The sequence below is a fragment of the Arsenicicoccus piscis genome, from assembly GCF_022568835.1.
Taxonomy (GTDB): domain Bacteria; phylum Actinomycetota; class Actinomycetes; order Actinomycetales; family Dermatophilaceae; genus Arsenicicoccus; species Arsenicicoccus piscis.
Window position 1 is genome coordinate 71,801 of record NZ_JAKZHV010000010.1, and the last position, 12,874, is coordinate 84,674.

Below are 12,874 nucleotides of genomic sequence, written 5' to 3' on the forward strand. Positions count from 1 at the left end.
CCTCAGCCCCTCGAGCCGCCCCCCTCAGCGACCCACCGACCTCAGGGCCGGAACGTCACGACCGTTGGTCGCGAGGCCGACGGGTAGCGGATCAGCCCGAGGTAGACCCGACCGGCCGTCAGCCCGGACCAGCGGGCCGTGACGGTGGTCGAGCCACCGGCGGCGATGGTCACCGGGTTGGGCGCCACGCTGAGGCTGCCGGTCCTGGCGCCGGGAAGCAGCCAGCGGGACAGCGTGAAGGACGCGGTCCCGGGAGCGGCGTAGACCACGGCGGTGAGCCGGTAGGTGCCCGCCGGCAGCCAGTCGACGTCCAGCTGCTCGTTGGCCGAGGACGTGGCGGACGAGGCGTAGGTCTCCCAGGTCCCCTGCGCCGTCCGACGCTGCAGCTCCAGGTCCAGGTCGGTGCCCGCCGGGGTGGCCGCGGTGAGCGTGAAGCGAGCCAGCTCCAGGTCACCGGTCGTGAACGCCGTGCCGGGGACGGTGGTGCCGGGTGCCCCCGACGCCGACTGGGTGACGGCCGCGACCGGGCCGAGCACCGTGGCGGTCTGGGTGGTGGCGAACGGCGACGAGACGGTGAAGGCCTGGCTGCCGGTGGTGCCGCGCACGCTCAGCTCCCTGGGCACCGCCAGCTCGGCGCGCGCCACGAGCGGGAGCCGGACCGTGGTGGGTCCGCTGAGGGTCAGCCAGCCCTGGCTCCAGGTGCCGAGCTGGGCGGTGGACCGGGCGATCCGCACACTGACCGGCACGGCCTGGCCGATCGAGGAGGCGGTGACCGACGTGGGGACGGTCACTGTGAAGCCGGGCAGGCTCGCGGTGACCTTCCAGGTGCCCGTCACGAGCGGCAGGAACGTGCGTCGGGTCGTGACCGGCGCAGCCAGGTGGCCCACGGCGATGGACGGCCCGTTGAAGTCGACCGCGCGCAGGGCGGGCGCTCCCGTCGCGACCCCGAGGCCCTGCAGGTAGCCGTTGTAGGACGACGCGGGCGCGTCGAGCACCAGACCCGGGTTGAAGGCCGGTCCGGGCCGCAGGTAGCCCGCGCCGGACGCGAAGACGTCCTTGGTCGCGAAGGTCGTGGGATCGGCCGTCGTCATGAGGGCGGACTTCACCATCATCGGTGTCCACCGCGGGAAGCGGGAGAGCAGCAGCGCGGCCGCACCAGACACGTGCGGGGTCGACATCGAGGTGCCGGACATCGACTCGAACGCCGATGGTGCCGTCGTGGACCAGGTGGTCGGCGGGACGGCGGCGATCACGTCGGTGCCCGGCCCGGCCAGGTCGGGCTTGAGGAGGTTGTCGTCCGAGGCCGGTGACGGGCCGCGCGAGGACGAGGGCGCGACGTCGATCGTGCCGGTCCACGTCGCGTTCGCGACCGTGGTGACCCAGGGGCTGGGGTTGTTGGCGGGCTCGCCGTACTCCCCGTAGTTGCCGGATGCGGCGGCCACGAACACACCGGCGGCTGCCGCTCCCTTGAAGGCCAGCTGCACCGGGTCGTCGAGCGTGTCAGAGGCCCCGCTGATCGAGTAGTTGAGCACGTCGACGCCGTCCGCGACCGCCTGGTCGATGGCGGCGACGATCGAGTCGTCCGGGCAGCCGGAGTCGTTCACGCCGTCGTGATCGGTGTCGGCCGCGTAGTTCCAGCACACCTTGTAGACCGCGAGGCTGGCACCCGGGGCCACCCCGGCGCTCGCGGGGTAGGAGCGCGGCTGCCGTCGGCGAGGGTGACCGTCATGGGAGTGGAGCGCCCGACGGCGGTGGAGGCGGTGTGGCTACCGTGCCCGGAGCTGTCGCGCGGCGAGGCCCACTCCCGACCCTTGGGGTCCGTGCTCGTCGGCGCGACCCAGCCGACGGCGGGCGGGAACGAGCGCGCCGAGATCAGCGTCGTGCTGCAGGTCGCCACCGACCACGCGTCGGCGCTGGTGCGCCCGGGCAGCAGGCCCGAGCAGTCCCCGCGGAAGGTCGTGCCGTCCGCCTTGCGCATCACCGTGGTCGAGGTCGTGCCGGCCAGCCGGTAGGGCGCCCCCACGGTCGTCGACCGGGTGGCGACGGGCAGCGGCGCGCCGGCGAACGACGCGTTCTCCGGCCACACCCCGGTGTCCAGGTCGCCCACGACGATCCCGCGCCCGGCGGCCGACGGTCCGCCTGCAGCCCCGAACCGCGTCGCGTAGACCCCACTGGTCCCGGTCAGCCCCAGGCGGTCGGGCGTGCCGACGACGACCGGCCGGCGCACGGTGATCTTGTGCACCGACAAGACGTCGCTGCGCGCTGCGAGGGTGCGGGCCTGCTCCGGGGTCAGCCTGGCGCTGAAGGCGTTGAGCGCGACCGTGAGATCGCGCTGGACGCTCACGCCGACGGCGGCCGCGGCGGCCCGGTGCGAGCGGGTCAGCCCGGCCCGGTGCGCTACCGACTCGGTCGATCCCGCGTCGAAGACGATCGGCGCTCCCGCCGCCCGCGCCGTCCGGGCCGCGTGCTGGGCCGCCGAGTCGGCGCGCATCGTGACCAGGTAGCCCGCTGGTGCGCGCGTCCCAGCGGCACTGATGGCACCGCCTGCACCGCCGGCGTTGGCGGCACTGCCGGCGCTGCCCGCAGCTGCGGAGGCAACGGGCGCCAGGGCCGTGAGGGGGAGCACGCCGCTGAGGGCGAGGGCCAGGGCCCCGAGGACCGCGGTGCTGCGAAGGCGCTGGGGGAGGTGAGGCGTAGCGAGCACGGGGGTCTCCGTCGTCTGGGGGTCGACGACACTATACGTAGATAGCTGGCTACTCAGTGCTCGCATTCACCGGTCCCCGGTGGTGACTCCCCGTCAACGGCCGTGGACTTGCCTCAGGTTGTCCGCGGCGCGGCCGGCGAGGATCGCCCGCTCGCCGGCGTTGCGCGTCCGGGCGGCGGCGTCGGTGAACGCCGCGCTCGCGGCGCCGTGGCGCCCGGCCCGCTCGAGCAGGTCGCCCCGCACGCTCGGCAGCAGCGGAGAGCCGCCGAGCGCGTCCGGGTCGAGGGCGTCCACGACCGCCAGCCCGGCCTCGGGGCCGAATGCCCGTCCGTGCGCGACTGCGCGGTTCACCTCGACGACAGGACCCGGCGCGGCCCGCGCCAGGATGTCGTACAGCCCGGCGATCCGCACCCAGTCTGTGGCGTCGGCGCTGCGGGCGCGGGCGTGCTGGGCGGCGATCGACGCCTGCAGGACGTATCTCCCGACCGGTCTGCCGCGAGCGGCCAGCCGCTCCGCCTCGCGCAGCGCCGCCAGCCCGCGACCGATCAGGTCGTGGTCCCAGCGGCTGCGGTCCTGGGCCTCGAGCAGCACCGGCTCGCCCGTCTCGTCGACGCGGGCCGCCGAGCGGGAGCCCTGCAGCTCCAGCAGCGCCTGGAGCCCGAGCACCTCGGGCTCGTCGGGCGACAGCTCGGCCAGCATGCGGGCGAGCCGGATCCCCTCGGTCGCGAGGTCTGGGCGCATCCAGTCGTCGCCGGCCGTCGCGGTGTATCCCTCGTTGAAGATCAGGTAGATCACGGCCATCACGTCATCGAGCCGCGCGACTCGCTCGGCAGCAGCGGGCAGCTCGAACTCGGCGCGCACCTGCGCGAGCGTCTTCTTGGCGCGCGAGATACGTTGTCCGACAGCAGATTCCGCGACCAGGAAGCCGCGAGCGATCTCTGCGGTGGTCAGTCCTCCGACCAGCCGCAGGGTGAGCGCGGCGCGTGAGTCGGGGCTCAGGCTCGGGTGGCAGCAGAGGAAGATCAACCGCAGCACGTCGTCCTCGATGTGCTCACCGAGGCTGTCGAGGTCGGTCACGGCAGCCTCCTCGCCCTCGGCGTGCTGCAGCTCGGCCACCTTGCGGCGCAGGGTGTTGGCACGACGGAAGTGGTCGACGGCACGGCGCTTCGCCGTGGTCATCAGCCAGCCGGCCGGGTTGTCGGGGACGCCTGTCGTCGGCCACTGCTCCAGCGCCGCGACGAGCGCGTCCTGGACGAGGTCCTCGGCGAGCGCCAGGTCGCCGGTCAGCCGGGTCAGGGCGCCGACGAGACGGGCCGAGTCGGCCCGCCACGCCGCGTGGACCACCTGGCGAGGGTCGCCCGGCTGGGTCTCTGCCTGCACCTGGTCAGTCTAGGGAGGCCGGTCTCGGGGGAGTGGTCCCCGGAGACCGGCCCAACGAGGCCGGCCCAGGAGACCGGTCAGGCGCCGGGCTCCTCGGGGCCCTCGGAGATCTGGCGCAAGGTCGCGACCACGGTCACCTCGGGCCAGTGCTTCGCGTGCAGCTCGGCGAACTCCCGCTGGTCGGCCACCGCAGCCTCGAGCGAGGGGTAGTCCATGATCGCCCAGCCGCCGACGACCTCCTTGGCCTCGGCGTACGGCCCGTCGACCCGCGTGACCTCGCTGTGGCGCACCACGAAGTTGACCGCGTCCTCCGTGCCGTAGAGCCCTCCGCCGTCCAGGAAGATCCCCTTGGCGGCGCGTTCACCGATGTGGGCGTCCATCGCCTCGAACAGCGCCTGCGGCGGCGTGCCGATGTTCTCTTCCATCCGGACGAAACCCATGAAACGTGGCATCTGAATCACTCCTGCTGGTTGCTGGTGGACTGCTGTCATCCCTACGTCGAACGGCGTCGACCGGTTTCGACACGCAGCATGAAGGATTTTCGCGGCGGTGCGCCAGCACGAGGGCCAGGACATGACGAAGGCCAGGACCCGGGGGGGTCCTGGCCTTGCCGATGCCGTGAGTGCGCGGCGCCCCCTGCAGGATTCGAACCTGCGCACCCGCCTCCGGAGGGCGGTGCTCTATCCCCTGAGCTAAGGGGGCTCAGGACCGAGGGGACCGGACGCCAGGGGCGACCGGGTCCAAACGGTGCGACGACAGACGATAGCAGCCTAGTCTTCGTTTCATGCAATGGGATCCGGCGGGGCTGGGCGAGGACATGGATGCCGGCCGGGTCCTGGTGTGCGACGACACCGAGCAGATCCGCCAGCTGATCCGGGTGAACCTCGAGCTCGAGGGCTACACCGTGCTCGAGGCCGGCGACGGGCTGGAGGCGCTGGAGATCCTGCGCGACCCCGAGATCCCGCTGCCCGACGTGGTGACCGTCGACGCCCTGATGCCGCGCCGCGACGGCTGGTGGACGGTGCAGATGATCCGGGCCGACCCGCGCCTGCAGCACCTGCCGATCGTGATGGTCACGGCCTCGGTCCAGCAGCACCACCGGATCCAGGCCGAGCAGGCAGAGGTGGACGGCTTCATCGGCAAGCCGTTCGAGCTGGACGAGCTGCTGGCGATGGTGGGGATCTTGGCGGCGAGCGGCCGCGTGTAGGTGCAGCGGCGAGCGGCCGCGTGTAGGTGCAGCGGCGAGCGGCCGCGTGTAGGTGCAGCGGCGAGCGGCCGCGTGTAGGTGCAGCGGCGAGCGGCCGCGTGTGAGTGCAGCGGGTGAGCACACCGACGCCCCAGGACGATTCGGGGTCGTCCTGGGGCGGCGGGCTCCGCTGGCTGCGCGTGCCAGCGGGGTCTGGGATGACTAGCGGGCCATCAGGCGCGACCAGGTGGCCGGGCCGGGGATGCCGTCGGCGTCGGCGCCGGTCCAGCCCTGAGCGCGCTGGAACGAGGCGACGGCGGCCTTGTCGGCGGCGGTGAAGACCGGGCCGGGGCCGACCCGGTAGGAGTCACCGAAGCCCTTGGCCACGAGGCGCTGACCGAGCAGGGTGGTCATCGCGCTGGAGTGGCCGAGGCTGAAGGTGCTCGCCCCAGGGAAGGCCAGCGACGACGCACGCTGCACGTGCTTGACCGAGCCCATCGAGCTCTTCGGCGTGGTGCGGTAGGCCTTGGTCGAGGAGCTCTTGGTGGAGGAGCTGGAGCGCTGGGTGGTGACCTTCGAGGTGCGCGAGCTGCTGCGCGAGGAGGTCACGGTGTCGGCGCTGGACGCGCCACCGTTGCTGCGGCCGAGGCCGGCCTTCTTGGAGCACACCGGCCAGGCGCCGGGGCCCTGGCCCGCGAGCACGCGCTTGGCGACGCGGATCTGCTCGGCCTTCGACGCGTTGTGCGCCGAGCCGCTGCCGCCGTAGGCGCGCCAGGTCGAGCCGGTGAACTGCAGTCCGCCGGAGAAGCCGTTGCCGGTGTTGATCGACCAGTTGCCGCCGGACTCGCAGGCGGCGACCCGGTCCCACACCCCGTCGTCGGCGTGCGCGGACGTGGAGGTGGCGATCCCTGCACCGGCGGCGAGGGCGGCTCCGGCGATGCCGGTCGTCGCGGCCCGGGCCAGTCGGCGCGAGGGCAGGGTGGCGTGACGGGGGGTGTAGCGCAAAGGAGTTCCTTTCCTGACGACGCCTGCGAAGTGAGCTGTCGGGTTCGGGCGGTCAGGTGCCCGGTCGCTGGCGCGACTTCACCCCGAGGGCCGGCAAGCCGGCCCGAAGTGGGTCCTCCACCGTCGTCCTTCCCCCTGGCGGCTCCTCGCGGAGGTGTCCGCCGGACGACGCTCGGCGAGGCGGACACGGGTGTATGGGTGTGTGATGGCTGCGAGTCTGTTGACCGGCTTTCCGTCCGGGCTCCGGACGGCCCCCGCTGGTCGGTTCGGCTCGCAGCAACCACCGTAGGTCGATCCGGCGGCCGTGCCAACGACCTCGGGACGCTGGACCGGGTCAGCGAAAGCCCGAACGGGTGGTCTCGCGGCACCCAGGGTCAGAATGTGTGCGTGGGTGCACCGAGCGTTACGAGTTCCCGCGGTGACAAAGGTCACACGCCTAGGATCGCCGCCATGGAGCTCCGTGACGTCGCCGCCGCTGCGGCCGTCGCGTGGCCGGCCGTCGTCGCGGCCCAGCTGGCGACCGCTGCGCAGGACGTGCTGGCAGGGGACGGGTCGGCGCCCGACGCGTCAGCACCGGACGATCTGGGGCCCTCGTGGTCGGCGGCCGCGGTGCCGCTGGGTCGCGACCGCAGCGGTGCCGGTGACCTGCGCAGCGCGCTCCCGCTGCGGCTCGCGGCGGCTACGGGCGACGCGGTGCCCACCGTGGTCGACCGGCTTCTCGAGGCGCTCCGGCGGCAGGGGGAGCAGCCCGGCGCCATCGCCGACGTGCGGGTGGTCGGCGGGCTCCTGGAGCTGCGCGTCGACGACCGCGTCCTGGCGAGCGGGCTGCACGCCCTGGCTTCGGTAGACCTCCCGCGGGCCTCGTCGTCCCCGTCGCCGGCCCCAGCCCCCACCCTCGACGGACCGACGGCGTGGCGGCGGCGCGACCGCAGCAACCCGGTCTACGCGGCCGCCCTGGCGCACGCGCGGTGCGTGCGCCGGCTCGCTCAGCCCGACGACGACCCACCCGACGACGACCCACCCCATGACGACCTAGCCGAGGCCGACCGGGCCCTCGCCCTGCTCGCGCTGGAGACGCCGGCGGTCCTGCTGCAGGCGGGCGCGACCGACCCGGCCGACCGCACCGCCCCGGCCGACCACACCGGCCTGACCGACCACACAGGCCTGACCGACCACGTCCCCGCCGACGTGGACCAGCGGGTGATCGTGCGCCACCTCGAGGAGCTGGCGCGTGGCATCCTGGACCGGCTCGACCCGGCCCCCGGCGCGAGCGGCGCAGAGCGTGCCCCCGTGCCGCTGGTGACGGACGCGACCCGCTCGGCGCTCGCCCTCGGTCTGGCTGGGCTCGGCCGCCGAGCTGCGACGCGGCTGTAGGCCCCGGCCCCAGGGCCGGACCGGGACCGGGACACGGACCAGCCAGCACCACGAATCGTCAGCTCCCCGAAAGGCTTTCAGGCACATGCACGCACACGAGGCAGGCGCGCTCCACTCCGACGGCTACTCGGCCGCGCCGGACTGGCTGCCGTGGCCGACCGACCTGAACGCCCTCGAGCCCGAGCTCTGGCCGCGGCACACGACCCGCGACGCGGACGGTGCGCTGTCCCTGGGCGGGGTCGACGTGCGCGACCTGGCGAAGGAGTTCGGCACCCCGGCCTACATCCTGGACGAGGACGACTTCCGTTGGCGAGCAAAGGAGTTCAAGCGTGCCTACGACGCGGCGTTCGCGCCGGTGTGTGGGGGGGCGGATGTCTTCTACGCCGGGAAGGCGTTCCTCACGACCCAGGTGGTGCGCTGGCTGGTCGAGGACGGGCTGAACCTCGACGTCTGCACGGGCGGCGAGCTCGCCGTCGCGATCCGCGGGGGCATGCCGGGTGAGCGGATCGGCCTGCACGGCAACAACAAGTCGCGCGCGGAGATCGAGGCCGCGCTGGACGCCGGGGTGGGCCGGATCATCGCCGACAGCTTCGACGAGCTCGACCGGATCGTCGAGATCGCCTCGGCCCGTGGGGTGGTCGCGCCCGTCATGGTGCGCGTCACGGCGGGCGTGGAGGCGCACACGCACGAGTTCATCGCCACCGCGCACGAGGACCAGAAGTTCGGCTTCTCGCTCGCCGGCGGGCTCGCCTACAAGGCGTGCGAGCGCATCCTCGCCGAGCCGTCGCTGCGCCTGCTCGGCCTGCACAGCCACATCGGCTCGCAGATCTTCGAGACCAGCGGCTTCGAGCTGTCCGCGCGCCGGATCCTCGGCCTGCACGCCCGGGTCTCGCGCGAGCTCGGTCACGACATGCCCGAGCTCGACCTCGGCGGCGGGTTCGGCATCGCCTACACGACCCAGCACCACCCGCTCGGCCCCGACCAGCTGGGCACCGAGACCGCCGAGATCGTCCGGCGCGAGTGCCAGGCCGAGGGGGTCGTGGCGCCGCGCGTCTCGATCGAGCCGGGCCGGGCCATCGCCGGTCCGTCGACCTGCACGCTCTACGAGGTGGGGACGGTCAAGCCGGTGGAGCTGGATGGCGGCGGGGTGCGGCTCTATGTCTCGGTCGACGGCGGGATGAGTGACAACATCCGCACCGCCCTCTACGGCGCCGACTACTCGTGCGCGCTCGCCAACCGTGCCTCCGAGGCGCCCCCGCAGATCGCCCGCGTCGTCGGGCGGCACTGCGAGAGCGGCGACATCATCGTGCGCGACCACTACCTGCCCGCGGACGTGCGCCCGGGCGACCTGATCGCCGTGCCCGGCACCGGCGCCTACTGCCGGTCCATGGCGAGCCAGTACAACCACACCCCGCGCCCGCCCGTGGTCGCCGTCACGGACGGACGCGCCCGGGTCATCGTGCGCCGCGAGACGGTCCAGGACCTGCTCGCTCTCGACGTCGACGCGTCCGTCTGACGGCGCACGCTCGAGCCCCCCGGGCGTCCACGAGTAGAGACGTCCCCGTCCCGTAGGGTGGACCTCCCGGCTCGGGCCCGCTGGCCCACGGGAGGATTCCGCACGTGATCAAGGAGCAGAGCCCCACCATGGAGAGCGACAAGCAGACCCCCATCCGCATCGCGTTGCTCGGGTGCGGCGTGGTCGGTGGTGCGGTGGCGACCCTGCTCACGGCCAACGCCGCCGACCTGGCGGCCCGGGTGGGTCGCCCGCTGCAGCTCGTCGGGATCGGCGTGCGCCGGCTGGACCGCGACCGCGGCCTGGACCTCGACCCGGCGCTGTTCACCCTGGACTCCGAGGAGCTGGTCACCCGCGCCGACATCGTCGTCGAGGTCATCGGCGGCATCGAGCCGGCCCGCAGCTTGATCCTGCGGGCGTTCGAGCACGGGGCCTCGGTCGTCACGGCCAACAAGGCCCTCCTCGCCGAGGACGGTCCGACGCTCTACGCCGCCGCCGACGCGGCCGGCGTCGACCTCTACTACGAGGCGGCCGTCGCCGGCGCCATCCCGCTGCTGCGCCCGCTGCGCGAGTCCCTGGCCGGCGACGACGTCACCAAGGTGCTCGGCATCGTCAACGGCACCACCAACTACGTGCTCGACAAGATGGACTCCACCGGCGCCGGGTTCACCGAGGCCGTCGAGGCGGCCCAGGCGCTCGGCTACGCCGAGGCCGACCCGACCGCCGACGTCGAGGGCTTCGACGCCGCCGCCAAGGCGGCGATCCTCGCGAGCCTCGCGTTCCACACCCGGGTCAGCGCCCAGCAGGTCTACCGCGAGGGCATCACCGAGGTCAGCGCCGCCGACGTGCAGGCCGCCAAGGACATGGGCTGCGTCGTCAAGCTGCTCGCCATCTGCGAGCGCAGCGAGGACGGCGGCGTCGGCGTGCGGGTCCACCCGGCGATGATCCCGCGGACCCACCCGCTCGCCGGGGTGCGCGAGGCCTTCAACGCGGTCTTCGTCGAGGCCGACGCGGCCGGCGAGCTGATGTTCTACGGGCGCGGTGCCGGTGGCAACCCCACGGCGAGCGCCGTCCTCGGCGACCTGGTGGCGGTGGCCCGGCACCGGGTCGGAGGAGGCCGGGGGCCGGGGGAGTCCGCCTACGCCGACCTGCCCGTCCTCGACATGGGCGACTCGCGCACGCGCTACTTCGTCAGCCTAGACGTCGCCGACGAGCCAGGTGTGCTCGCCGCTGTCGCAACGGTATTCGCCGACAACGCCGTCTCCATCGAGACGGTCCGCCAGCAGCAGGTCCGGGCGTCGGGCGACGACAGCTACGACGACGGGCAGCGCGCAGAGCTCGTGATCGTCACCCACGCGGCGCCCGACAGCGCGCTCGCGTCCACCGTCGAGACCCTCCTCGAGCTGCCCCAGGTGCACGAGGTGTCCTCCGTCATGCGAGTCGAAGGAGACTGACCCATGGCCCACCAGTGGCGCGGCGTCATCAATGAGTACCGCGAGCGGCTGCCGCTGCTCGAGGGAGCCCCGACCATCACGCTGCACGAGGGTGGCACCCCGCTCATCGAGGCGGGTCACCTCTCCGACCTCGTCGGCGCGCAGGTCCACCTCAAGTACGAAGGGCTCAACCCCACCGGGTCGTTCAAGGACCGGGGGATGACCACGGCCATCTCGGTCGCGGCCGCGCAGGGGGCCAAGGCGGTCATCTGCGCGTCCACCGGCAACACCTCCGCGTCCGCGGCGGCCTACGCGACCAAGGCGGGCATGACCTGCGGCGTGCTGGTGCCGGACGGCAAGATCTCGCTCGGCAAGCTGAGCCAGGCCATCGCGCACGGCGCGACCCTGCTGCAGGTCGACGGCAACTTCGACGACTGCCTCACCCTCGCGCGCAAGCTCTCCGAGGCCTACCCGGTCGAGCTCGTGAACTCCGTCAACCCGGCGCGCATCGAGGGTCAGAAGACCGCGGCGTTCGAGATCGTCGACGCCCTGGGCGACGCCCCCGACATCCACTGCCTGCCCGTCGGCAACGCCGGCAACATCACGGCGTACTGGCGCGGCTACGGCGAGTACACCACCGATGCCGTAGCCGCTCCCGGTGGCCCTGGGCCCGCCACGCACCGTCCGCGGATGTGGGGCTTCCAGGCGGCGGGTGCCGCCCCGATCGTGCTCGGTCACCCCGTGGACCAGCCCGAGACCATCGCCACCGCCATCCGGATCGGCAACCCGGCGTCGTGGCAGCAGGCCGAGGCCGCCCGCGACGAGAGCGACGGGGTGATCGACAAGGTCACCGACGAGCAGATCCTGCACGCCCACCGGCTGCTGTCGAGCAAGGAGGGCGTCTTCGTCGAGCCCGGCTCCGCCGCCTCCGTGGCCGGCCTGCTGCTCATGGCCGAGCGCGGGCTCGTGCCCGCTGGCGCGCGCATCGTCTGCACGGTCACCGGTCACGGCCTGAAGGACCCGCAGTGGGCCCTCAAAACCGCCGACGGCGACGAGGTCGTCCCCACCAAGGTGTCCGTGGACGCGGTGAGCGCAGCCACGGCCCTCGGCCTCGAGGGCTGAGCCGCGTTGTCGGGCTCCATGTCGAGCAGCGAGTCGATGGCGGCGCCCGGTCCGGGGCCGCTGCCCGAGGGCCTCGCCGTGCGGGTCCGGGTGCCGGCGAGCAGCGCCAACCTGGGTCCGGGCTTCGACTCGGTCGGGCTCGGCCTCGGGGTCTATGACGAGTACCACGTGACGGTGACCGGCGAGTCGCTGGTCATCGACGTGACCGGCGAGGGCGCCGAGGAGGTGCCGCGCGACGGCCGCCACCTGGTCTACCGCTGTCTCGCGCTGGGGCTGACGCGGCTCGGCGTGCCGGTGCCGGCCGGTCTACGGCTGACCTGCCGCAACGCGGTGCCGCACGGGCGGGGGATGGGCTCGTCGGCGACTGCGGCCGTCGCCGGCTTCGCGGCCGCGTCGGCCCTCGTGTCCCTCGCCGTCGACGGCACGGGCGAGGTCGACCTGGACTTCTGCAACGACCTCGCCGGTGAGGTCGAGGGCCACCCCGACAACTCCAGCGCCGCGGTCTTCGGCGGGCTGACCGTCTCATGGTCGGACCACCCGCCCGCCGTCACGCCGGTGCGCACGGTGCGCCTCGACCTGCACCCCGACGTCGTGCCGGTGGTGCTCGTCCCGGACGCCCAGCTGGCCACGGCCACCGCCCGCGCCGTGCTGCCCGGTGAGGTGCCGCTCAAGGACGCGGCGCTCGGCGCCGGACGCGCCGCGCTGCTGGTCGAGGCCGCGACCCGGCGCCCCGAGCTGCTGCTGCCCGCGACCCGGGACTGGCTGCACCAGGAGTATCGCCGCCGCGCCTACCCCACCTCGATGGCGCTGCTGGACACCCTGCGTGAGCGCGGGCTCGCCGCGACCATCAGCGGTGCCGGGCCCACCGTGCTGGTCCTGGCCGAGCGCGAGCACGTGCCCTCGGTGCTGGACCTCTCGCTGCCCCCGGGGTGGCGCGCGCTGACCCCTGGGGTCGCCGAGCACGGTGCCACCGCGACCGTGTTGCCCTCGGTCTGACCCGGGGCGTGCGTGTCGCGCTGCTGTCTCGCCCCACGGAAAAACGCGCGTCTGGGGTGGGGCGATGCAGGTCAGAGCGGGGAATGGTGGTATTTTTGAGTTGTTGGCAGTGCATGTGCCGTGACGGCCACCGTCGTGACTGACGGGAAACGGTCCGGATC

At 73.3% G+C, this 12,874-nt stretch carries 11 protein-coding genes, 1 tRNA gene and 1 riboswitch; of the genes, 6 read left to right on the top strand and 6 right to left on the bottom strand.

From position 1 onward, the window contains the following. Positions 1–41: 41 nt before the first annotated feature. From MM440_RS15430 to MM440_RS15450, 5 genes are all read right to left on the bottom strand, one after another. The gene (locus tag MM440_RS15430) at positions 42–1,676 is read right to left on the bottom strand and encodes a S8 family serine peptidase (protein WP_241445604.1); all 1,635 of its coding nucleotides are present in this window, start codon (positions 1,674–1,676) and stop codon (positions 42–44) included. Next, positions 1,601–2,704: a protease inhibitor I9 family protein gene (locus tag MM440_RS15435; protein WP_241445606.1), complete on the bottom strand. Its 1,104-nt coding sequence runs from the start codon at positions 2,702–2,704 to the stop codon at positions 1,601–1,603. The genes MM440_RS15430 and MM440_RS15435 overlap by 76 nt, the downstream gene beginning before the upstream one ends. Before the next feature lie 93 nt (positions 2,705–2,797). Then, entirely contained in the window at positions 2,798–4,084 is a 1,287-nt protein-coding gene (locus MM440_RS15440) for an RNA polymerase sigma factor (protein WP_241445609.1), read from the bottom strand. A gap of 77 nt (positions 4,085–4,161) precedes the next feature. Next, positions 4,162–4,536, bottom strand: coding sequence for a YciI family protein (locus MM440_RS15445; protein ID WP_241445616.1), 375 nt, complete (start codon positions 4,534–4,536; stop codon positions 4,162–4,164). Between the two features lie 178 nt (positions 4,537–4,714). Beyond that, positions 4,715–4,786 (bottom strand) — tRNA-Arg (locus MM440_RS15450). Between the two features lie 82 nt (positions 4,787–4,868). On the opposite strand from MM440_RS15450, the gene MM440_RS15455 reads away from it, so the two are divergent. Beyond that, the gene (locus tag MM440_RS15455) at positions 4,869–5,291 is read left to right on the top strand and encodes a response regulator (RefSeq protein WP_241445632.1); all 423 of its coding nucleotides are present in this window, start codon (positions 4,869–4,871) and stop codon (positions 5,289–5,291) included. A gap of 201 nt (positions 5,292–5,492) precedes the next feature. On the opposite strand, the gene MM440_RS15460 is transcribed toward MM440_RS15455, so the two are convergent. Continuing rightward, the gene (locus tag MM440_RS15460; protein WP_241445634.1) at positions 5,493–6,275 is read right to left on the bottom strand and encodes a transglycosylase family protein; all 783 of its coding nucleotides are present in this window, start codon (positions 6,273–6,275) and stop codon (positions 5,493–5,495) included. A 3-nt stretch (positions 6,276–6,278) separates the two neighbouring features. Next, positions 6,279–6,426: riboswitch (cyclic di-AMP (ydaO/yuaA leader) on the bottom strand. A 299-nt stretch (positions 6,427–6,725) separates the two neighbouring features. Between MM440_RS15460 and MM440_RS15465 the strand changes: the two genes are divergently transcribed. The 5 genes from MM440_RS15465 (at position 6,726) to thrB (ending at position 12,713) form a co-directional block, all read left to right on the top strand. Continuing rightward, positions 6,726–7,649 (top strand): hypothetical protein, encoded by a 924-nt coding sequence (locus MM440_RS15465; protein WP_241445636.1) that lies wholly within the window; start codon positions 6,726–6,728, stop codon positions 7,647–7,649. Between the two features lie 85 nt (positions 7,650–7,734). Then, positions 7,735–9,165 (top strand): diaminopimelate decarboxylase, encoded by a 1,431-nt coding sequence (gene lysA / locus MM440_RS15470; protein WP_241445638.1) that lies wholly within the window; start codon positions 7,735–7,737, stop codon positions 9,163–9,165. Between the two features lie 128 nt (positions 9,166–9,293). Beyond that, positions 9,294–10,616 (top strand): homoserine dehydrogenase, encoded by a 1,323-nt coding sequence (locus MM440_RS15475; protein WP_241445872.1) that lies wholly within the window; start codon positions 9,294–9,296, stop codon positions 10,614–10,616. Positions 10,617–10,619: 3 nt separating this feature from the next. Next, a complete protein-coding gene (thrC, locus tag MM440_RS15480) occupies positions 10,620–11,717 on the top strand; it encodes a threonine synthase (RefSeq protein WP_241445640.1) in 1,098 nt (365 codons plus the stop codon). Between the two features lie 18 nt (positions 11,718–11,735). Next, positions 11,736–12,713, top strand: coding sequence for a homoserine kinase (gene thrB / locus MM440_RS15485; protein WP_241445649.1), 978 nt, complete (start codon positions 11,736–11,738; stop codon positions 12,711–12,713). Positions 12,714–12,874: the final 161 nt, after the last annotated feature.